This window comes from Methanolacinia petrolearia DSM 11571 (genome assembly GCF_000147875.1).
GTDB lineage: Archaea > Halobacteriota > Methanomicrobia > Methanomicrobiales > Methanomicrobiaceae > Methanolacinia > Methanolacinia petrolearia.
In genome coordinates, this window is record NC_014507.1 from 661,232 (window position 1) to 682,743 (window position 21,512).

20 protein-coding genes are annotated in these 21,512 nt (G+C 47.7%); 8 read left to right on the forward strand and 12 right to left on the reverse strand.

The genetic code is table 11. The features are described from left to right. Window positions 1-166: 166 nt before the first annotated feature. Window positions 167-823 carry a class I SAM-dependent methyltransferase gene (locus tag MPET_RS03300; RefSeq protein ID WP_013328604.1) on the reverse strand — a complete coding sequence of 219 codons (657 nt, stop codon included), beginning with the start codon at window positions 821-823 and terminating at the stop codon, window positions 167-169. A gap of 211 nt (window positions 824-1,034) precedes the next feature. On the opposite strand from MPET_RS03300, the gene MPET_RS03305 reads away from it, so the two are divergent. After that, on the forward strand, window positions 1,035-2,786 hold the full coding sequence (locus MPET_RS03305) for a radical SAM protein (RefSeq protein ID WP_013328605.1): 1,752 nt from the start codon (window positions 1,035-1,037) through the stop codon (window positions 2,784-2,786). A gap of 20 nt (window positions 2,787-2,806) precedes the next feature. Here the strand turns inward: MPET_RS03305 and MPET_RS03310 are convergent, their stop codons facing one another. Continuing rightward, on the reverse strand, window positions 2,807-3,502 hold the full coding sequence (locus tag MPET_RS03310) for a hypothetical protein (protein ID WP_048130571.1): 696 nt from the start codon (window positions 3,500-3,502) through the stop codon (window positions 2,807-2,809). A 202-nt stretch (window positions 3,503-3,704) separates the two neighbouring features. Between MPET_RS03310 and MPET_RS03315 the strand changes: the two genes are divergently transcribed. Beyond that, window positions 3,705-4,148 (forward strand): hypothetical protein, encoded by a 444-nt coding sequence (locus MPET_RS03315; protein ID WP_013328607.1) that lies wholly within the window; start codon window positions 3,705-3,707, stop codon window positions 4,146-4,148. Between the two features lie 609 nt (window positions 4,149-4,757). Next, complete coding sequence (locus MPET_RS03320; protein ID WP_013328608.1) at window positions 4,758-5,327, forward strand: pentapeptide repeat-containing protein; 570 nt, start codon at window positions 4,758-4,760, stop codon at window positions 5,325-5,327. Window positions 5,328-5,334: 7 nt separating this feature from the next. On the opposite strand, the gene MPET_RS03325 is transcribed toward MPET_RS03320, so the two are convergent. The 4 genes from MPET_RS03325 to MPET_RS03340 all read right to left on the reverse strand — a co-directional run bounded on the left by MPET_RS03325 (window position 5,335) and on the right by MPET_RS03340 (window position 9,622). Then, window positions 5,335-6,408 carry a GHMP family kinase ATP-binding protein gene (locus MPET_RS03325; RefSeq protein ID WP_013328609.1) on the reverse strand — a complete coding sequence of 358 codons (1,074 nt, stop codon included), beginning with the start codon at window positions 6,406-6,408 and terminating at the stop codon, window positions 5,335-5,337. A gap of 42 nt (window positions 6,409-6,450) precedes the next feature. Beyond that, window positions 6,451-6,996 carry a ferredoxin domain-containing protein gene (locus MPET_RS03330; protein WP_048130573.1) on the reverse strand — a complete coding sequence of 182 codons (546 nt, stop codon included), beginning with the start codon at window positions 6,994-6,996 and terminating at the stop codon, window positions 6,451-6,453. A gap of 468 nt (window positions 6,997-7,464) precedes the next feature. After that, the gene (locus tag MPET_RS03335; RefSeq protein WP_013328611.1) at window positions 7,465-8,175 is read right to left on the reverse strand and encodes a glycosyltransferase; all 711 of its coding nucleotides are present in this window, start codon (window positions 8,173-8,175) and stop codon (window positions 7,465-7,467) included. 40 nt (window positions 8,176-8,215) lie between these two features. Next, window positions 8,216-9,622: an MFS transporter gene (locus MPET_RS03340; RefSeq protein WP_013328612.1), complete on the reverse strand. Its 1,407-nt coding sequence runs from the start codon at window positions 9,620-9,622 to the stop codon at window positions 8,216-8,218. A 306-nt stretch (window positions 9,623-9,928) separates the two neighbouring features. Here MPET_RS03340 and MPET_RS03345 point away from each other — a divergent pair, with 306 nt between their 5' ends. Beyond that, window positions 9,929-10,669 carry a hypothetical protein gene (locus MPET_RS03345; protein WP_052297234.1) on the forward strand — a complete coding sequence of 247 codons (741 nt, stop codon included), beginning with the start codon at window positions 9,929-9,931 and terminating at the stop codon, window positions 10,667-10,669. Window positions 10,670-10,697: 28 nt separating this feature from the next. On the opposite strand, the gene MPET_RS03350 is transcribed toward MPET_RS03345, so the two are convergent. Next, window positions 10,698-12,062, reverse strand: a complete 1,365-nt coding sequence (locus MPET_RS03350) for a protoporphyrinogen/coproporphyrinogen oxidase (RefSeq protein WP_013328614.1) — start codon at window positions 12,060-12,062, stop codon at window positions 10,698-10,700. 81 nt (window positions 12,063-12,143) lie between these two features. On the opposite strand from MPET_RS03350, the gene eno reads away from it, so the two are divergent. The 3 genes from eno to MPET_RS03365 all read left to right on the forward strand — a co-directional run bounded on the left by eno (window position 12,144) and on the right by MPET_RS03365 (window position 15,875). Further along, complete coding sequence (eno, locus tag MPET_RS03355; protein ID WP_013328615.1) at window positions 12,144-13,430, forward strand: phosphopyruvate hydratase; 1,287 nt, start codon at window positions 12,144-12,146, stop codon at window positions 13,428-13,430. Between the two features lie 105 nt (window positions 13,431-13,535). Beyond that, on the forward strand, window positions 13,536-14,180 hold the full coding sequence (locus MPET_RS03360; protein ID WP_013328616.1) for a protein-L-isoaspartate(D-aspartate) O-methyltransferase: 645 nt from the start codon (window positions 13,536-13,538) through the stop codon (window positions 14,178-14,180). A gap of 84 nt (window positions 14,181-14,264) precedes the next feature. Beyond that, on the forward strand, window positions 14,265-15,875 hold the full coding sequence (locus tag MPET_RS03365; RefSeq protein ID WP_013328617.1) for a DEAD/DEAH box helicase: 1,611 nt from the start codon (window positions 14,265-14,267) through the stop codon (window positions 15,873-15,875). Window positions 15,876-16,175: 300 nt separating this feature from the next. On the opposite strand, the gene dinB is transcribed toward MPET_RS03365, so the two are convergent. Beyond that, entirely contained in the window at window positions 16,176-17,261 is a 1,086-nt protein-coding gene (dinB, locus tag MPET_RS03370; protein WP_013328618.1) for a DNA polymerase IV, read from the reverse strand. A gap of 219 nt (window positions 17,262-17,480) precedes the next feature. Here dinB and MPET_RS03375 point away from each other — a divergent pair, with 219 nt between their 5' ends. After that, the gene (locus tag MPET_RS03375) at window positions 17,481-17,744 is read left to right on the forward strand and encodes a cupin domain-containing protein (RefSeq protein ID WP_048130577.1); all 264 of its coding nucleotides are present in this window, start codon (window positions 17,481-17,483) and stop codon (window positions 17,742-17,744) included. A gap of 15 nt (window positions 17,745-17,759) precedes the next feature. Here the strand turns inward: MPET_RS03375 and MPET_RS03380 are convergent, their stop codons facing one another. From MPET_RS03380 to purH, 4 genes are all read right to left on the reverse strand, one after another. After that, a complete protein-coding gene (locus MPET_RS03380) occupies window positions 17,760-19,280 on the reverse strand; it encodes a sodium:solute symporter family protein (RefSeq protein WP_013328620.1) in 1,521 nt (506 codons plus the stop codon). Next, window positions 19,277-19,408 carry a hypothetical protein gene (locus MPET_RS15575; protein ID WP_263640442.1) on the reverse strand — a complete coding sequence of 44 codons (132 nt, stop codon included), beginning with the start codon at window positions 19,406-19,408 and terminating at the stop codon, window positions 19,277-19,279. The genes MPET_RS03380 and MPET_RS15575 overlap by 4 nt, the downstream gene beginning before the upstream one ends. Before the next feature lie 263 nt (window positions 19,409-19,671). Beyond that, entirely contained in the window at window positions 19,672-19,953 is a 282-nt protein-coding gene (locus tag MPET_RS03385) for a hypothetical protein (protein ID WP_013328621.1), read from the reverse strand. A 50-nt stretch (window positions 19,954-20,003) separates the two neighbouring features. Then, entirely contained in the window at window positions 20,004-21,491 is a 1,488-nt protein-coding gene (gene purH, locus MPET_RS03390; RefSeq protein ID WP_013328622.1) for a bifunctional phosphoribosylaminoimidazolecarboxamide formyltransferase/IMP cyclohydrolase, read from the reverse strand. Window positions 21,492-21,512 lie beyond the last annotated feature (21 nt).

The following is a 21,512-nucleotide window of genomic DNA, read 5'->3' on the forward strand; positions in this document are numbered from 1 at the left end:
CGATTAATTGGGATTTGATCCGGGATTATTTATATCGATGTCCGTTTTAAGGCATTTATTTTGTTTGTTTTACGGAATCAGTCCGGTGAGTTTTTGGATCTCTTATTTCTTTTTGAGCTTCGCCGTCTGTTGAACACTAGTGATACTTGCTTTTTATACACACAGGCTAGCGAAGAGATCTCTGTTTCTCCAGAACGATCCAGAAACCCGAATCGTCGCTGATGCATTTATAGAATATTTCCGCCTCCTCAAGCGCCATTAGAATTCGTATCCGGTTGTCGACAGTTTTCTTCTTCCCGTCCTCGTTGTCTTTTCCCCATTCGGGATCTTCCTTAGCCATCTCGCCGCAGATGTAATCCCTTGTTTCAGCGTCTCCGAATCCTCCGCCGATGAATGTCTTTCCCCCGGGTTTTAAGACCCTCAGGATTTCAGTAAAGGCGGACTTCAGGTCATCCCAGAAGAAGATAGATCCCCGGCTGATTACCAGATCTGCATATTCATCCTCAAAGGGCATATCAGTAATATCACCCTGGACGAACCTGCACCTGTCATCTAGTTTTTCCTGCCTCGTATTCTCCTCGGCGTATTTCCTGTTTTCAGGCAGTAAGTCCATAAGTACGACTTCCAGGCCGGTGATCTTTGCAAGAGATATGCCGAGCATTCCTGAACCGGCACCTGCATCTATGCAGATCCCTTCGGATATTCCGCAGAATTCTTTGATTCGCCCGGCAATTGCCGGATATGCAGGTGCAAAAAGCCCCCGCGACACCCTGGCCATCGACTCGGCTTTCTCCGCAGGTGACCTGTGTTCGCCCTGAGGCATTACGTTATCCTCCTGGAGTCTGCCGGAAAAATTTGCAGAATGTTTTGTTTCATGTAAATCAGGTTCAATTTACATTCAGTTAATAATTCAGGGAAATTAAACATTATATCTAAGATCTCATTCCTTTTGTATTAAATGTGCATGAAAGGAGCCTTTCAGCGTTCCGGGGAGATCACCGGCGAGCGGTTATTTAAAGAGGATGGTGTTTAGAATGAAGAACTCTCAGATTTTAGAAACAGCAAAGACAGAGGGGATAGAAAATCCGCCGGAGGCAAATCCGGTAAGATGTAATGTCTGCGAGAAGAGGTGCACGATAGCCGGGGATTCGACCGGCATATGCAGGATGTATACGGCATCGGACGGAGTCCTGAAGGAGAAATATCCCGGGATGCTCTTCGCTACATATCCTGTTTCGATAGAAAATATCCCCATTCTCCACTTCATGCCCAACGGAAAGCTGATGCTCGTATCCACAATCGGGTGCAACTTCTCGTGTCCGGGCTGCGTATCCGAGATGATAATTAAAAACACGGATTCGGTCGCGAGGATGATGAAAAAAACCCTTCCTGGGGAAGTTGTGGAGGCGGCGAAATCAGAGGACTGTTCAGGGATCGTCTTCTGCCTGAACGAACCCTCGGTATCCTATTACACTTTTCTCGATCTCATCAGGACCGCAAAGGAGAACGGCCTGGCAGCAGGCTGCTCGACGAACGGCTACATGACGGAAGAAGCTGTTCTCGGGGCTGCAAAACACCTCGACTTCGTAAACATCGGCCTTAAGGGATCGAGTCCGGAGAGGTATCGTGAATGCGGGGCTGGTTCCCCCGATCCAATATTCAGGAACATAAGGCTCCTGCACGAAAACGGTGTCCATGTCGAGGTTTCGATAATGCATCTCCTCGGAAGGGAGGACGAGGTGATGAGAGCGGCAGAGATGATTGAGGATGTCTCAAGGGAGATCCCCCTCCAGATCATGCCGTTCATGCCCCACGATGAGTCCCAAAAGGAGTGCCAGCCGTCTGTTGCCGAATCAGAAAAGCTTTGCGCCTCGCTCGAAAAATACCTTGATTACGTGTATATTTTCAATACTCCGGAAACAGAACGCCTGAATACATACTGTCCCTCCTGTGGAAAAATCGTCATAAAGAGGAAGTTCAACGGCCCGATGGGAGCAAAAGTGATCAGCTACAGGGATGGAGGGATGTGCGAATGCGGGAGAAGTGCGGGGATTAAGGGCGAAATCAGAACCGAGGGATTTGTTGAACCGAGGCACATGGGAGGATACAGGTCGATAAAAGCCCTCGATGCAATAGAAACTCACCTCGCCGTACTCGGTGTCACCGACAGTTCGAAGGTAATCGACGTCTGGATCGACACGGTAGAGAGCGGTTATCTCAGGGGTCTTCACAAGAAAAAATCCACTGTGGAAGGATTTTTCGACGACCTTCACCATTTCGCCTCTCTCGCCGGGGCCGAAGATAGTTACATGGCTATGTACGAAAAATATCACCCGGTTGTCGAGAATATATCGGAAAGAGCAGAAGGTGCGGAAAAACCTCCTGTATACTCGATAATGGCAAAACCGGTTCTCCCGCTCTTCGTGGATAAGATGGACATAGATCTGATACGCATCGCAGGCGGGCACCCGATAAACCTCGATCTCGGGCTGGACGATAAATCGAAGAAGATGGAGATCGATCCAGCTGTCATTAACTCATTCCGTCCCGAGTTCGTGTTTGTCAGCGGTAAAAGGGGAGATGACGAAGGCTTCTCGACCGAAGAGTGGAAGAAAGCCGGGTTTGATATCCCCGCGGTTGAGAAAGGGAATGTATTCAGGTTCATATACCCGGACTCGGACAGCACCTTCAGCTGGGTGATTACTCTTATGGATATCGCAAACAAGCTCCATCCGGAGATCTTCTCGTTCGATCTCGATTATGAGAAGGAGAGGCTCGGGATCTGAGTCAGGAACCTGTCCTCATCTTAGGAGCAAGCGCCGGTTTCGTTCATTAGCCTGACCTCCGCACCTCTAAGCCTCTCATTTGAGAATACAACCGTCGTTTCCGAAGAAGAGCAGGATACGTTGCCGTAATAATCCGAGCATTCCATCTCTGAGATATAAACCGCAAATGCCGGGCAGTCTTCCTGGAGAGCGATGCTTTCAAGCGGAAGAAGCTGGTCTCCGTCCTGGAGGAAGATCTCATCATCTGCTCTGTATGTATATTCCAGGTTTCCGTACATATTGTCCGAATAAACCGACAGGATGCTGTCATTATATCCAAGATCTGTGAGATTAATCATGTCCACATCACGGAGAAATTCCCCGGGATCTAAAGGATATCTGGTCGCGTAACCCGGGACTTCAGGTTTCGTCCGGTAAAACTTGACCGAAAACTTTCCGCCGGGCTTGTCTTTGTTCTCATGATATGATGTCGAATAAGTATCCCACCCGTCTTCTTTCTGTATGAAGTAGTCCAGACTGAATGACTTGATCTCTCCGTCCGCTGCCCTGTCCAGCCAGAAGTTGAAGAGTACTGCAGGATAGCCGGTTGTATCTGTTTTGTTCCGGATCATGTGCCAGCACTCTTCGAGATCGTTATCAGATCCTGTCAGGTAAAAACTTTTTTCAGTTTTAAATGAATTGCCGGATAAAAGGAAATTCCATGAATATGTACACACTATGCTTACCCCTGTGGTAATGATTAGAATCAGGATTAGCACTATTATCAGTTTTGAGTTGTCTGAAAGATTAATTAGAGTTCCCCCGTTTATCTATGGTTATTCTGTAAAATTTTGTCTGTTTAAAACCCGAAAAGACTTTTCCCCGTTGATGTAAAAGAATCTTAACATTTAATCGTGATGAAGGATATAATGATCAAATATGAAATCATCTGACAGTCTTGTAGCCGCAGGAGTTGTTATTGCGATAGTATTAGTGGTGATTTTTTCAATATTCCTCTTCTCGGGGCAGGTTTTCAGTACACAGAAGCTTATTGCAGAGAAGACAGGCAGCGGGACTGATGCGGAAGTTATCGAAGGAGACACACCTGCAGCATTTTATGAAGGCGCTTATGTCGACCAGGAAAGTGTGGTACTGAGCATTATTCCCACCAGCGATACGATCAGTGATTATACCGTGTCTTACGATATTGAAAAGCAGTACGGGGGAAATTATTCCCGGGAAGAAGTTGTTGAGGGCGTTTCTCCTGAAAATCCGATTGTTATCACCGTATCAAGGATGGGAGATGAATGGGTGGATATATTTGTACAGGTATATGGTGAAGACGGAACCCTGGTCTGGGAGAGCGACAGCGGTTATGCCTGAGAAAATCTCCCGGAATAATCCGGATTGACGGTGAAAAGTCCTTCCCTGATACCTTTTTTAGATCCTTCTTTCTCATAGAAATCCGGTATATAATCATCTGATCTTCCGGTCGAAAGCATTACTTTGCAGCAGTCGGTATCCCGTGTAAAACGCCTATGATGGGCGATTTCATCACACGAAAACCGATAAAAATCTACAAAGTTTATTGGAATCAGGACAAGGGATCTAAAGGCTCTTAATCTTGATTTCCAAAAAAAACGTTCATGAAACAAAGTTTCATGCACTGATTCATGTAAATCACAAAGTGATTTGCATGTAAAAACAAATAAACAGCCCAGGGGACCCTTGCCGGTCCCCTGAGCGTGCCATGAGATGGTTATCTTAAGCAAGGCCCCCGGGTAGGGGCCGTCCACCGGCCTTTGGCCGGTGGTGTCTGGGGTCGCCGGAGAAAGATCTGAGACAGCAAAGAGCTAAAAGTTTATTAGGGTTAGAGTAGGGAATCTAAAAGACCTGGACCCGGATTTTTATAGCGAAACGGAGAAATGCGACGCCCCTGGCGAACAATTATTTGCACAGGAGAAGGAAATCTTCCTGAAAGCGGTGGTTTCAATGGCCGATACAGAATATAACGATATGATATTTGAAAAGGAATGCTCCGTGGAGATGATAAAAGGAAGCTCGTTTGATTCATGCACTTTCAGGGACTGTAATCTTCCGGAATGCGATCTTTCTGGCAGGGATTTTACTGATTGTATATTTGAAAACTGCAATCTTGGTAATATTAAGCTGAATGACACCGGGTTGAAGCAGGTCGAATTTAAGAACTGTAAAATAACAGGAACGGATTTCGGCAGCTGCAGGGACATTATTTTTGAAGTTTCGTTTGAGGACTGCGGAATGGATTTCTGCAATTTTTACAGGAACAATCTCAGGAAGACTCTGTTCTCAGGATGCAGGTTAAATGAGGCGGATTTTCTGGAGTGCGATCTGAGAGAAGCTTCATTTAAGAACTGCGATCTCCTGCGGACCGGTTTTATCCAATGTGATCTTTCAGATTCGGATTTCAGGACAGCCCTGAATTATGTAATCGATCCGGAGAAAAACAGGATTGCAGGAGCTAAATTTTCATATCCCGGTGTCCTTGGTCTCCTGGAAAAATATGATATAATCGTCGAATAAAAAATGGTTAATTTTTGGCTATCATGAGACCTTCATTGTCGATCTTTGTGGCAATCGAGATCTCAAGTCCAAGTTTTTCTGCAATCTTCCGCATCTCTGTTTCCGGTTTTTCCGTTATTACGGCAATCGAAGGACCGACAGAGCTCATGCCTACGAATTCAAGTCCGGAACCTCTCAGTTTGCTCATATAGTGATATATCTCAAAGGAGTTGTGCTCCACTTCGGCACGTTTTGACCCCCTGAAATCGATCTCGCTTATGACTTCACCGAGAGTCTTAAGATCGTCTCTGATCAGTGCAGGGATGAGATCCATCAGCACCAGGTATGCTTTGAGCTCCCTGTCGCGGTAATCCAGCTCCCTTGCCCTGTTCATGAGCACGTTGAATTCGTCCTCTCCGTGTGCCTTCGCTTCGGTGGGAGGAATGATGATGTAGACATTCTTGTCTGCCGCAAATGAATGGTGACATACGAGATTCAGTTCGTCCCCGAGAACAGCCATGCCGCCGTAAGTTGCCGCAGCAGGGCCTACTCCCGTCTCAAAGCCATGAATAATGTGCCCGTCGCATGTCTCTTCAACGTAGTTGTTCCCTATGAGAAGGCGAATCTGGTCCGAATCAAGTGGTGATCCGACAGCTGAATTCATTGCATGTCCAACCGCCAGGAGGACGCTTCCGGTTGAACCGAGGCCGACGTGCTTCTTCTCGTGGTCCGTGATCTTTATTGTAAATCCCCCGGTGTAACCGGTGACTTTTTTGAAAACTTCTACAAAATGCCTGATTACAGGCACCCTGTCGTATTCGATGGATACTTCCCCGTCTGTGCATGTGACGGCTGCATTAGTATAGAGCTGAATTGCAAACCCGATCCCGCCTCCTCCCGGTCTGTTGGGAGCAAACCGGTTCATGTCAAGGACGGACAAGTGTATCCTTGCAGGAGCGGTTACGATAAAAGTGCCTTTTTCAGGAAACGGTTCTTTATCAGGTTTTATTCCGAGTGTCTCTATGTTTTCACCGATATCGAATGGCGAAAACTCGTACTCTACAAGATCCAGGTCTCCGCCACGGATCGTTAATTTTGCCATGAATAATCTCCGTGTGGGTGAGCAGTCCAATATCTCTCATAATTACTTACGGTCGAAAAAGATGCTCTTACCTGAGGCCGACAGCGGAATGCCGTATGCGACATTGCAATCTCCGAGCCAACCGAGTTTCAGTGCTCCAACGCCTGCCGAAAACATAACCCTGTTGTCGACATTGTTCAGGGACGCGGTCTTAACCGCCGATCCGACTGCTATACCGAGGTCAGCCTGTCTCACCACGCAATTCGGTCCGGAGAACGCAGAATCAATTCTGTTTTTCTCCTGTGCCTTGCGCATTTCACCGCACGTGGGATAGCCGCATCCTCCGCAGTTGAGCCCGAGGGACGAATCCCCCTTCTCGCCGATAATCACGCAACAGTCAGATTCCCTTATGTTGCCTGCGTCACGTATAAAAAAGCCGAAGCCGTGCTTCTCTCCGAATTCTACCATTGATTCGGCAAGCGCGTTCAGTTCGTCATCCGATGCTATCCTGACCACCAGGGAGTCTGAACCCTTCGCTTTCGGGGCGGTCCGGGCGGAGACTGCCATCAGTTTTGCGACGATCATCACACCCTCTTTTTCGATAGACATCATGCAGAGATTGGGATTTATATCTTATAAATTCATTGATGCGGTTGGTATTGAATTCGTTTGAGTAATTGATTTGGGCATAAGCCCCTACCGGGGCAGCCCAAGCGCAAGTTTCTGTGAAACTTGCTTTATCGTGATAATCCGGCCTGGACGCTACCCCTTCGGGTAGCCTCGGCCGGAGGGAAAAGAGATTTCAGATATGAGGAAATAATTTGAAGCAGGAAGGGACGGACAGGCATCCCCTTTGCTCCTGAGAGAAATTTGCCACAAATCCATTCCCGGAATGAGTTGTTCTTCCGGCCGAAGGCCGGGTTATCGCCGGCGCAAAGCCCTGAGGTCAGGGCGTGTTCGCGAAGCGAACTTGCGCAAGGGTTGCCCCTTTGGAAATTTTGTTCTTTTTAAAAATTGTTGTGAAAATCTTAGAAATAAAATGAATTCAAAAAATTAAATCAGAGGTGAAGAAAAAAATTATTTGTATTCCCGCTGTGCATAGGAATATTTTTCCGAGTCCCCGCCCTTAAAAACGATATAGAGCCAGACATAGAGGGATTTCAGCGTTCCGAACTGAACATACCTTCTCATGGAGAATTTCACCCACAGTTTTGAATTGAGCTTCACCTTCCCGATCTTCCTCATCCTCTGAGCAATTTCGAGGTCGTCGCCTGCATCTATGCACTTGTACCCGCCGATCTGCATGTAGGCGTTGCGGGTAAATGCCGTGTTGCACCCGAGCGTATAGTATAAGGTATGCGTGTAATAGCCGATTCTTGAAAAGATGTTTGCAAGAGCGAGGTAAAACCTGAATTTAATCCCCGGTTCGAGAGGCAGCACCGTTCCGTACAGCTGGACTATCCTTCCATCCTTTTCAAACGATCTGATGATCTTTTCCAGCCAGTCTTCGGGGATAACACAGTCGGCATCGGTTGTCGCGATGATATCTGCCGATGAAACCGCTGCACCGTCGTTCCTCGCCCCTCCCACTTTTTTGCTTGTCTGGATCATCACTATATCGGCAAGAGGTTCGGCGAGATCGCGTGTTTTGTCCTTTGAATTTCCGTCGACAACTATAATCTCATAGCTGTCTCTCGGAATTGTTTGTTTTTGAAGAGATTCAAGGCAATTTACGATATTCTGCTCCTCGTTGAATGTCGGGACGACAACGGAGATCTTCGGCGTCATTTGTTCAAAAATGTATGTGATATAAGGCAATATAGGTTTGTTAGTGGGATTGTTTCCGATCTTTTACCATAATCGAAAGAACAAGAACAATGATGCAGCAGACGATTCCGAAGTACATGGCCGGTTCGAATCCCTCCAGAAATCCTGAAGCCTGTATATTTTCACCTTCGCCTGCTCTGGAGAAGAAGGTGGAGATCGCGGTGAATAATGCAGTGCCAAGGGCACTACCGAAATATATTGCCGTACTCATGACTCCCGATGCGATCTCCCTGTTTTCTTCATCGGCATGTTCGATGATCCTGCTGCTGCCCGAGCTCATAAACGGCCCTCCCCCGATGCCCATAATGATGAGCGAGATTAGAATATACGGAAGTGTCGTCTCAATGCCGAAGAGCGATATCATCACCATCGAAAGCAGAAAAATTGCGGAAGATGCCGAACATATCTTCATGGCGCCGTGTTTATCGGCGAAATAACCGCCTGCCGGGCTGGTTATAGTTATTACAACCGAGGGCACAAGAAGAAGCATGCCGGCACCTGCCGCTGACAGTTTCAGCACTCCTTCAAAGTAGAATGGCAGGAGAAGGAGAAGGCCCCCGTATGCTGCCATGAAGAGAGTATAAGCCAATGTTGCGAAAGAAAAATTCCTGTCTGAAAACATGTGCATTTTTAAAAGAGGATCTTTGGCCCTTTTTTCTATGAAAACAAACAATGCAAAGAGGATTATCGAGACGGCCAAAAATGCTCCAACGGACGACCAGTTCATAGTCTTATCCCCTGCAAAGCTCAGCGGTATCACGAGGAATGCCATTGCTGCAAAGAAAACCGCGGCTCCTGCATAATCGAAACCGCTCTTCCCGTTTGTATGCGGTATGTCTCCGGGAAGAATCCTCGCCGCAGAGATTATTGTGATGACCCCTATCGGGAGGTTGATGAGGAATATCCAGTGCCAGCTGAAGAATTCTGTGAGTAATCCCCCGAGCACCGGACCGATTGCAAATGCCAGTGCCGAGGCGGCTGCAATAATTCCAAGTGACTTTGCCCTCTCAGATTCGGGCATATGCACGGCAACGGTCGCAACTGCCGAAGGAGCGATCATCGCCGCTCCTGTCCCCTGTATCAGCCGGAAAATGATGAGGGATGTGATGTCCCATGAAAGGGCACAGAGAAGTGAAGCAACGGTAAATATGGCAATTCCGGCGATGTAGATCTTTTTTATTCCGGCGATCGAGAGGACCTTGCCGAATATTATCATCAGCCCGCTGAGTGCGACAAGATAAACAGTGATGACAAGGGATGCAACACCCATCTCTGCATGGAAATTGCCGGCAATATACGGGAGGGCCACGTTTACGATGGCACCGTCGAGGCCGTCCATAAAGGCTCCGAGGCCGACGACTGCAAGAATAAGAATATGAGGGAGGTATTTCCTCTCTGAAGTATTCATCAGGAGTTATTTGGATCTATTGTAATAAATGGTTTTGAGAGGCGAAGGATGAAATTCTCTTCCCTGACCAAATTTTTCTCAAAAATATCGGTATTTTCCTTATAATTTCGGATTATCCTTATCCTGCCCTTAATAGCAATCTTTGAAGGATTGTATATGGGTGAAAAAAATTTGGATTATACAGGCATTAGGCCTGACAATCAGGATAAAAGAAGAGTTTTTACATTTTTAAGATTCCCGGCCTTTAGGATATCCGTGCTACTAATTATCGGATTTTTGCTTTTATGCCCCGGTGCATTTGCACATGTGCCGGACGGATCAGTTGCGTCGGAAGCACCTGAAGTCGATCTCGGAGCGATAACAATTCTTGACGGCGATGAGGAGATCGAGATTTCTCTTGACGATGTCGCAGAATATCACGGGCTGATGACAAACTCCGAACCTGATGCATGTACCTGTTGTATATGTATGTTCCGTGCCGCAAAAGTGGGATTGGGGGAGCTTTACGGGGATGAAATTCCCGAACGATCCGATATAGGTATTACAAGTTACCTGCCTTCGCCCGGAGCAGTGCATACGGCGATGCTTATCACGGGAACCGGGCCGAAGCTTGAATGCGGAAACCCAGGTCAGTTTAGATTACTTTATTTAAACGAAACTGAGATTGAAGATCTGTCAAATCCCAACCTTAAATCCGCATCGGCGGACAATTCGGCAGAAAATTATCATTTCATCTTCACCCGCCTGTCAACAGGTGAAAGCGTGGAAATATCTGTTTCCGGTGAGATGTTTCCGTCAGATTACTTTGAATTACGTAAAAAAGTTCAGATCGAGATGACCGCCACAGAGGATGAAAAGAATCTATTCTCATCTGAATGGAGTGGGACAAGGAACAAATTCCTTGAATCTCAGGATTGGGAGATCTATAATGAAATCGATGAGCCTGAAGAAGAACCGGAAGAGGAGCCTGATGTCGCAGGTGGTGCTGCATTCCTCGCGTTCCTGATCTGCATGCTGGTGGTCTTTGCGGTATTTGCAAGGAGATGAGCAAAAAAATTATTTTTATTATCGAATTTTAATCTGTTTTCTTATTCTTTACATAGTCGAAGACGTGCCTGATGCAGCCGTCCATATTGATATATTCGAATTCGGAGAAACGGCCGACAAGGTCTATTCCCGATCCGGAGAAGTAATCGGTGACGGTCCTGATATTTTCCAGGTAATCGAGATCGTAGACCACGTATGCGTACTCGAATCTTTCGACAGTTGTGTAGATCACTTTCTCTTTTGAAGGGATGATGCCCATGTCGATAAGTCCTTCTACACAGTGCTCCGCGATCTCGTCGTCGGTCATCTTCGAGACCTCGTCACCTTCGTTGAACGTAACTTCGGCAAGAACGGACGAGCAGCCCGCAGGTGCGACCTCTGTCGAGTAGTTCGACGGGAAGGAGATCCTGTTGAACCGCCCGATCTCTTTCTGCGGAATATACAGCCACGAGATGTCGTTCATCTCTCCTTCAACACCTATGCCTACACAGGCGATGGAGTTGTATTTAAGAGATTCAACAGCTTTTATGACTTCGTCAGGTACATTCTCCAGGCACCTGACAAGAGCCTGAACAGGTATCGTGGAGATGACGGATTCGCATACAATCTCTTCCGTACCGTTGCTTATTATGAACCCTTCATCGGTCTTTTTTATGGATTTCACTTCAAAACAGGTTCTTATATCCTCTGTTACAGGTTTTGCTATCGCGTGGACCATGGCCTCGATGCCGCCCGTCACAGGATATGAAAATACGGCCTGGTGCGTGTAGCCCTCCGTCTCGATCCCGATCGCAGATTTGATAATGTCCTCGACAGGTGGCCTGGGGATTCTCCCGTCCACCCAGTGCATCGACATCTCTTCTGCAGGGTAGTTCCATATCTTCTCGTTGTAAGGCACCATGTAGGACTCGGCGATTCCCTTTCCTAGTGTATAGTAGATCCAGTCCCTGAAATTTCCAGGCTCTTCGATCTCGCCTTTTTCGACTGCGATAAGGTTCTTTATGAATTCGTGAATACAGAAGAAGCAGTCCTCCGGGGGAAGCTGGTAGAGGCCGTTTTCGAACGGGTATTTGACATATCTGCCCTTGAAAAATATCTTGGTATTGCGGTTCCGCTCGTCTTTATTCTCTTCAAGGACATCCCTCATAAATTCGAGGACTTCCTTATCCCTGCTGAAGATGATGTGAGATCCGCCTATATCGAAAGTGAAGCCGTTTTCGGTCTTCGACCTGCACAGGCCGCCGATCTGCCTGTCTCTCTCGAGGATTATAATGTCCTCTCCTCTTTCTTTTAGCAGGCGGCCAAGGGTAACTCCGGTCAGTCCTCCGCCCAGAATAGCGATTGTCACAAATATAATTTCGGCCTGTACGACTAATAATGTTGCCAGATGCATATTCTGCTACAGGAAAGGATATGTATTTTTTTTGTAGTCGCAGAGCCTAATTATTGACAGATAATTCCTGAGGTTTGATAAATGGGTACGAAAATTGAATCGGTAAAAGGCAGGGAAATTCTTGATTCGCGTGGGAATCCGACTGTCGAAGCAGAGGTGTTTTTGAAATGCGGTGCGATGGGAAGAGCGGCATGCCCGTCCGGTGCATCGACAGGAGTGCACGAAGCTGTCGAACTCCGCGACGGGGACAGGAACCGTTTCGGCGGCAAAGGAGTGCTTAAAGCAGTCTCGGCGGTAAACGGCCCTATCGCGGGAAAGATCGCCGGACTTGATGCGAAGGACCAGTGTGCAGTGGACAACGCCATGATAGGACTTGACGGAACTCCGAACAAGGGGAAGCTCGGGGCAAACGCCATACTCACCGTTTCGATGGCAAATGCAAGGGCTGCTGCTGCCGCAGAAGGAATATCTTTGTGGAGATACCTCGGCAGGGATGACTGCGAACCGCTGCTCCCTGTGCCGTGCATGAATATCATGAACGGTGGTGCACATGCAAACTGGCAGGGCGCCGACCTGCAGGAGTTCATGATTGCCCCGTACGGGGCACCATCGTTCAGGGAGGCGCTTCGCTGGGGGGCCGAGGTCTACCAGGCACTGAAATCCATCCTCAAGGAAGAGGGTCACAGCACCGCAGTCGGTGATGAAGGAGGATTTGCACCGAAGGTTCCGTCGAACGAAGAGCCTCTCCGCCTTATCATGGCCGCGATTGAAAAAGCCGGTTACAGGCCCGGCGAAGATATTGGAATTGTCCTCGACCCCGCATCGAGCGAGATCTTTAAGGACGGAATGTATGAACTTAAGTCCGAGAAGAGGAGACTGACCCCCGCCGAGATGGTTGCCTACTATAAGGATCTCTGCTCTAAGTACCCGATCGTTTCAATCGAGGACGGACTCGCGGAAGACGACTGGGACGGCTGGAAGATCCTGACCGACGAGATAGGTGATTCTGTTCAGCTCGTGGGAGACGATCTTTTCGTTACGAATGTGGACAGGATCAAAACGGGTATCGAGAAGGGTGTCGCAAATGCAGTATTGATCAAACTTAACCAGATTGGGTCAGTATCGGAAACTATCGATGCCGTAATGCTCGCAAGACGGAACGGCTGGGCTGCCATGGTCTCCCACAGGAGCGGCGAGACAGTCGATTCGTTCATTGCGGATCTTTCGGTCGCTCTCGGCACGGGCCAGATCAAGACCGGGGCTCCTGCAAGAGGAGAGAGGGTCGAGAAGTACAACCAGCTCTTAAGAATTGAAGAGGAGATGGGCGATTCGGCAAAATATGCCGGAAGATCGGCTTTCATTAGATAATAAACCCGGAATCTAACTCATTTTTTAGGGGCTTTTCTGCAGGCAGCCCTTTCAAAAATTATATATCATACTGGTTCTATTCTACAGTTTGAGAGGGGTGCTGTTCTGAAGGATTATGAAAGCCTTAGATCTGCAATGGTTCGATACCAGATCGAAGGAAGGGGCATTTCAGATGAGAATGTCCTGAGAGTCATGGGTGAGATCCCCCGCCACCTGTTTGTCCCGGAAAATATGGCGGGGTCCGCATATGAAGACTGTCCGCTTCCAATCGGGTACGGCCAGACCATCTCCCAGCCTTACATTGTTGCGGTCATGACCGAACTCCTCGAACTGAAGAATGACGATCTGGTTCTCGAACTGGGCACGGGGTCCGGGTACCAGGCAGCTGTAATTGCAGGGATAGCAAAGTTCGTGAGGTCTTATGAACGTGTCCCCGAACTTGCCGAATATGCGAGAAAAAACCTCGAAAATGCCGGAATGTCGAATGTTGAAGTCATATGCAGTGACGGTACTGACCCGGAACCTTACGGGGACGGTTATGATGCTGCCATCATTACCGCTGCATCCCCGGATATTCCCGAATATCTTTTCCCCCTTATGAAAGAGGGAGGAAGGATCGTGGCTCCTGTAGGAGGTTATTATATGCAGGATCTGGCAAAAGTCCGGATCACAGGCGGAGAACCTGTCGTGACATATCACGGGGGATGCAGGTTTGTTCCTCTCCTGGGAGCGAGGGGCTGGAAGGAATAATAAATGTTTTTTTATCCTGGTATTCCATATTAAAAATTGCCGCTCTGCCAAGAATGATATACTCAGCCGTCCTATTATACTGGAATGGTTTCTTTTTTGAAATTCAATGAATTAAATATTTCACCCGAGATCCTTCGGGCAATAGAAGACATGGGTTTTGAAGAACCCACTCCAATACAACAGCGCTCAATTCCTCTTATTCTTTCAGGCCGCGATGTTACTGGACAGGCACAGACAGGCACGGGCAAGACAGCCGCTTTCGCAATCCCACTAATCGAGAAGATCGAGCCTGAAAAATGTTCGGTTCAGTCGATTGTACTGTCGCCGACCAGAGAGCTAACAATACAGATCTCAGAGGAATTCAACAGGCTTCTTAAATACCGCAAGGATATACGCGTCCTTCCCGTTTATGGCGGACAGGCTATCGAAAGGCAGCTTCATGAACTGAAGAAAGGGGTTCATATCATTATCGGCACTCCGGGGAGGGTTATGGATCACATGAAGAGGGGAACACTCTCTTTATCCGGTATAAAGACTGTAGTCCTTGATGAAGCAGACCAGATGCTTGAGATGGGATTCCGCGAGGATATGGAGGAGATCCTTTCGAAGGCTCCGGGGGAGAGGCAGACTATTCTGTTCTCTGCCACAATGCCCAAGCCTATCCTGAAGATCTCGAAATCATTCCAGAAAAAGCCGGAATTTGTCACGATAAATCCCGGACAGCTCACTGTTCCCCTGATCGAACAGAAATATCTTGAGGTTCGTGAAAAAGATAAACTCGAGGTGCTCTGCAGGCTGATAGATATCAACTCTTCTGATTTATCCATGATCTTCTGCAATACGAAAAAGGCAGTCGATGAACTGTCCGAGATGCTCCGGTCGAGGGGATATTTCGCCGAGGGTCTGCACGGGGATATGAAGCAGCAGCAGAGGGATCGCGTAATGAGCCGTTTCAGGAGCGGTTCGATCGATATTCTTATTGCCACCGATGTTGCGGCAAGGGGTATCGATATCGACGATATCGATGTGGTCTACAACTACGATGTTCCGCAGGATGTTGAATATTATATTCACAGGATTGGAAGAACCGGCAGGGCCGGGAAGAGCGGGATGTCGTATACATTCGTCAGTCCTAAAGAGATCTACAAGCTCCGGATGATAAAGAAGATAGCAAAAGTGAATATCGTCCGGATTGCGATACCTAATGCAGCCGATGTGGAGAATTCCAGGATCGAAAAGGTCCTTGACAGGGTGAAATCGATCATCAACGAGGAGGATATCGGCCTTTACATACCTGCTGTCGAAAGGCTTATGGAGGAGGATTACACTCTCTCGGAGATCTCGGCGGCACTTTTAAAGATCCAGCTCGAAGGCAGCAGCGGAAAGGTGCAGCCGGGTGAGGAATTCGAACCCGGAGATACCGGTGCAGAACCGGGAATGGTGCGCTTCTTCGTGAATATCGGTAAAAACAAGGGTGTCCGTCCTTCCGATTTCGTAGGGGCAATCGCAGGCGAAGCCGAAATTCCGGGAAACGAGATCGGTGCGATCAATATTATGAAGGACTTTTCCTTCGTTGAGATTCCGGAGCAGTATGCAAAGACTGTCTTTGAAGTGATGAACCGGGGCACGATTCGCGGGAACGAGGTTTCCTTTGAACCTGCAAGAAGAGAACGGAAACAGAGATCAAGATATTGATTTTAGAATTTAGTTCAGGGAGGGGGAGGTCCCCCTCCCTGTGACCCTCCCCCCTATCGCGATATGTCGCAGGAGGGATGGACGAGCATCCCTCCTGCTCCTTTTTTTTGCCGGAGATCATCTATCACAAAAGCACAAAGTCCTGAGTTCAGGGTGTATTCGCGGAGTGAACCGAAGGGCTGTCTGTCGCCCCTTCGAGACCTATGGCGACCTTCTTTCACATTGTACGATAGTGGAAATGAGGGAACTTGCGAAAGGGGTACCCTAAAGGGGCTTTATTCTTTAGAATTATCTTTGTTTTTAAAAATCATCAAGTCTTGACTGTCTGCTTTTTGCCGAATCAAAACCCGAGAGCGAAACTCCCAGCGATCTTACAGGTCTTTCGTCATATAGATCTGTAAATATATCCTTTGCTTTTTCGTATATGACGGTCAGATCGATGGTTGGATGAAGGAAACTGTCCGCCTTTGATCTGTCGATAAACCCCGCGTACCTGATCTTAACCGTAACCGTCCTGCATGAATATCCCCTGAGTTCAAGTCTGTTCTGAACATTTTCACAGAGATCTGAGAGATCCGACAGGAGAATGGATGTATCCGAGACATCCTCCGGGTAAGTTGTCTGCTTTCCGATGGACTTCTGGCCCTCCTTCTCCCTGACCTCGCTGTCGTCGATTCCGCGGGCAAGCCTGTGCATCATGATTCCGTGTTTTCCGAAGGCGTCTTTCAGTTCCTGGATATCACAGCCTAAAAGGTCTTTTATAGTGACAATTCCGTGCTTTTCAAGTCTTACTTTTGTCTTTTTACCGATCCCTGGTATTGCATCCACAGGAAGCGGGTCGAGGAAGTCCCTGATCGCATCCGGTCTTACAACGGTCATTCCTGCAGGCTTGTTCATGCCTGATGCAATCTTTGCAATAACCTTGCCCGGTCCGATCCCGACAGAGCAGGTGAGTCCTTCGGCATGGAAAATCCGCTCTTTGATCTCCCTGCCGACAGATTCGGCATTATCGTATGAACCGATGAAGGATATGTCGAGATATGCCTCGTCGATGCTGACCTGCTGGAATTTGTCGGAATATTCTCTCATGATGTTCATGACATTCGCGGATGTTTTTTTGTAGAGCTGCATGTTTACAGGCAGGAATATGCACTCCGGGCAGAGCCTGTATGCCGTACTCACAGGCATTGCCGATCTTATTCCGTACTCTCTGGCCTCGTATGAACAGGTGCTCACGACCCCCCTGCCTTTTCCTCCTTTTGGATCGGCTCCGACGACCACAGGTTTTCCTTTAAGCGACGGGTTCTCCCTGACCTCCACTGAAGCGAAGAAGCTGTCCATGTCTATGTGCATAATTATTCTTTGGGCAGGGCGGTTTTCCGTCATCGAATTATGACCATATTCGGATTTATTCCATTATAAAAACTTGCGACACGGAAAAAATGTAAGCCAGTACCTTTTCCGGTCTGCGTTTTATTCATGTTTTATTTATCAGTCATTAAACCCAAAATGCCATCCTATGATACTAAAGAAGTTTGTCGATTTATTGAAGGCCTTTTGGTCCGCTTTTATATCACGGCCGATGATCCGGGATCGCCAAACTCAATGTGGGTGATGGAGTTTGAACCCTCAGGTTTTGCTAAGAAGCACTCTCATAAAGAAGAGCATTACCTGTATGTCCTCGAAGGCATCTGCGAATTAAGGAGCAAGGACGGCAGTACCTCTACGGCAGAAGCAGGAGACTCCATATTCGTTCCGGCGTGCGAGGAGCATGAGATTGTCAACTCCGGCGATTCGGTCCTCAGGATGCTCTCACTGATGCCTATTTTGAAAGGTGCAACAGGAAGGTCGACAACCCCCTGCGATTAAAAAGAATATTTGATATTAGTCTCTTGGTTTGATAAACGGCCCGGTCATCGTGATATCGAGCACTTCTTCCGAATTCTTCGGTGTGAGGAGACTTACCGCGATCATTGCAATGGCCGCACACGAGAGTGAATAGATGGAGTAGTGCATAGGAAGTTTTGCAACGTACTGGTTCCAGTATGCAAAAATCCCCGAACCGATAAGCCCCACGATCATTGCTGCGAGTGCTCCCTGTGTCGTTGCACGCCTCCAGTACAGGCCGGCGATGAAAGGAACGGCAAATGTTGAGAGCATCACCCCTATTCCCATCCAGATCAGGAATGCCAGCATCTCGGGCGGATTAATCGCCAGGATCAGTGATATTGCGGCTGCGATGAACACGCATACCTGGCTTAATCTCAGCACCTGCCTGTCTGATGCATCAGGTTTGAGCAGGTTTTTATAGATATCCCAGGAGAACATGGTTCCGATTGTCAGCATAAGCCTGTCCGTTGTAGACATAACAGCAGAGAGGACAATCACTGCAAAAAGCGCCCATATAAGCATGTTTGGAGACGCAAATTCGACGCCATACATAAAAGCAAAATCCTGGGCGTTTACAGTTGCGGGCAGGACCAGCTTCCCTTCTTCTACCAGAACACGGACAGCAAAGCCGGAGATCTTCACCAGTGATATTACGACAAGATATAGAACAAATGCAACCAGCGGAGACCATTTGAAGAATTTTTCTTCCTTTGCCGCAAGAACATTGTTTACGACATGCGGTGCACAGGCAAGTCCGATCGTCAGCATGATTACAAAGCCTACAAGGTACTCGGGTGTGCAGTACGCGTATGATGCATAAGCGCTCGGGAAGTATGGCTGGATCAGGTTGGGATCGATGGAAGAAAGTACTGTATTGATGTGTTCGAGGCCTCCTGCTGCAATGATAACCAGCGGTGCCATAATCAGGACGCCGATGATAAGGATCCCACCCTGTATCAGTGTTGTCCATGATACTGCGTACATTCCTCCGATGACCGTATATGCCGTAATGATGATGGCGGCAATTAGAAGGGCAACGACATGATCGATTCCGAATAGCCAGACCAGCACTATGCTTATTGCGGTATACTGGCCGACGAGGTATATCAGCGAGACTATAATCCCTGCAACTGCCGATACTCCCCTGACCGCCTTGGGACTTTCGAATCTCTGGGCAAAGTAATCCTCTACGGTCATATATCCTGACCTTTTGCCGATATAGTGCAGTTTCACACCGAAGACAATTATCGCAAAGGCTGCTGCGAGCGGAACGGCGAGCTCTTCCCAGAATCCGGGCCACCCTGAAGCAAAACCGAATCCGCTGACGCCTACAAGAGTCATTCCCGAGCATACGGATGCGACCATCAGGATTGTAAATACCCAGAATCCCAGGGAACGTCCTGCAAGTATGTAGTCCTCGCTGGAATGCACTTTCTTAGATGCCCAGCTCCCTATCGCAAGCAGGCCTATGGCATAAAGCACTATTACGCCAATTGTTAACCAGTCCCCGCTCATTCTTCTTCCTCCTTAAATGTAAGGCCCCAGTAAAGGAGAACGAGAATTATCAGCGCCGTAGCAAATCCTATGGCAAATATTGTTGAAAATGGAAGACCAAACATAAACTCTATGCTAATGTGTGCCACGCTAACATATAACACGATCGATATTTCTTCGGAGCCGGGTTTTATCGCAATATGTTATATCGGAGAATATTTCAGAAAAATACCCTGATTCCTAGTTAGTATTGTTGATTTAATGAAAATTATAATATTGTGTGTTTTAATAAAATCCGGATGCCCGGGATAGATCAGAGCAAACCATCCGGTAACAAAGGGTCTTCGTTTATTTTCATTTAGTGCTCAGAAAAAGATATGACTCCGGAAAATATTTGTTCGATACCCGAATTCTAGTTTTTTACAGATTGCGGTTCGACCATTTGTCTGACTATTTCCTTTACTTCATCTGACCATTCTGAATCACTGGTCCCTTTCGCTGGTTTCCCGTCCGGCTGCATATTATCAGGAATAAATTCCCTTCCACCGAGTTTTTCCGCCACCTTTTTTCGTACGCATTTTCTAAGGTAACTGCCTTTACAATAATTATTGATCAGGTGGTTGACTCTGGCTCCGCCGTTTGCCGAATATCTTCCCATCCATTTGCATGTACCGAAGAATGGACAATTTGACATTATTAATCAAGAAGGTAAATCCTAATATAAAAAAGTATTGTATATTGCAGTTAATGCCTGAAATGACGGACTCCTGTGAAGACCATTGCAACATTAAGCCTGTTTGCGGCTTCGATTACTTCTTTATCACGTATGGAGCCTCCCGGCTGAAGGAGGGCGGTAGCACCGGCTTTTGCTGCGACTTCCAGGGTGTCGGGGAAGGGAAGGAATGCATCAGATGCAACAGCTGAACCCTTTAATGAGAATTGTGCCTTCGAGACCGCGATTTCTGCAGAATTTACCCTGTTCATCTGGCCCGCGCCGATACCAAGGGCTGATTTTTTGTCTGCAAAGATAATTGCATTGCTCTTCGTATGTTTGCAGATCTTCATTGCAAGCTTCATTGCTTCCATCTCATCTGCTGTCGGTTCGCGCTCCGTTACGACCTCCCAGTTTTCAGTGATGTCTTTCGGGGTCTTCTGGACGAGTGCGCCGCCGTCTATAGTCCGGAGTTCCTGTGTCTCCTCATCGGGCGGAAGAACAAGAACACGCATGTTCTCTTTCCTTTTCATTATTTCGAGCGCTTCCCTGGTATAGGATGGTGCAATTACGACCTCGATGAATGTTGATGCGATCTCCTCTGCCATGTCAGGCCCGACTTCCCTGTTTAATGCCACTATTCCGCCGTATGCAGATACCGGATCGACGTCTCTTGCCCTTATGTATGCCTCATGAAGCGTGTCTCCTACGGCGACGCCGCAGGGATTGTTGTGCTTAACTATAACCGCGGCTGTCTCATCAAATTCGCGCAGGAGCCTGACTGCGGAGTCTGTGTCCAGGTAATTATTATATGACATGGCTTTGCCCTGGAGGGATTTCTGGCCCGCGATTCCGCTTTCTCCATAGACTGCCGCTTTCTGGTGAGGATTTTCACCGTACCTGAGCTCTCTTCCGTTCCTGAACTGAACTGAAAAAACCTCCGGGAACTCAGATTCGATGGAATAAAGGTAATTGCTTATTGCACCGTCATAGGCGGCCATTCTTGAAAAGACCTTTCTGGCAAGATAGAGCCTTTCAGCCTCTGTCAGGCCGTTCTCCTTAACTGCGGCTTTGATGAAGTCATAGTCCTTCGGATCAGTTACCACTGCAACGTCCCTGAAATTCTTGGCTGCAGCCCTTATCATTGCAGGTCCGCCGATGTCGATGTATTCAACGAGTTCATTTAAAGGCAGTCCTTTGCCTGACATATCTTCGAACGGGTAGAGATTTACGACAAGGAGGTCTATCTTTTCGATACCGCGCTCTGCCATAACCGCGTCATCGATTCCTCTCCTTCCCAGAAGGCCTCCGTGTATCTTCGGGTGTAGCGTCTTAACCCTGCCATCCATCATTTCGGGGGCTCCGGTATATTCCGAGACTTCGGTGATCTCAATTCCCGCATTTGAGAGCTCTTTTGCAGTGCCGCCGGAACTCAAAAGCTTGAAATCATTTTCAACCAGAGTTCTCGCAAGATCTACAATTCCGGTTTTATCCCATACCGATAGAAGTGCATACTTCATGTCTATTAATATGGATTTGAA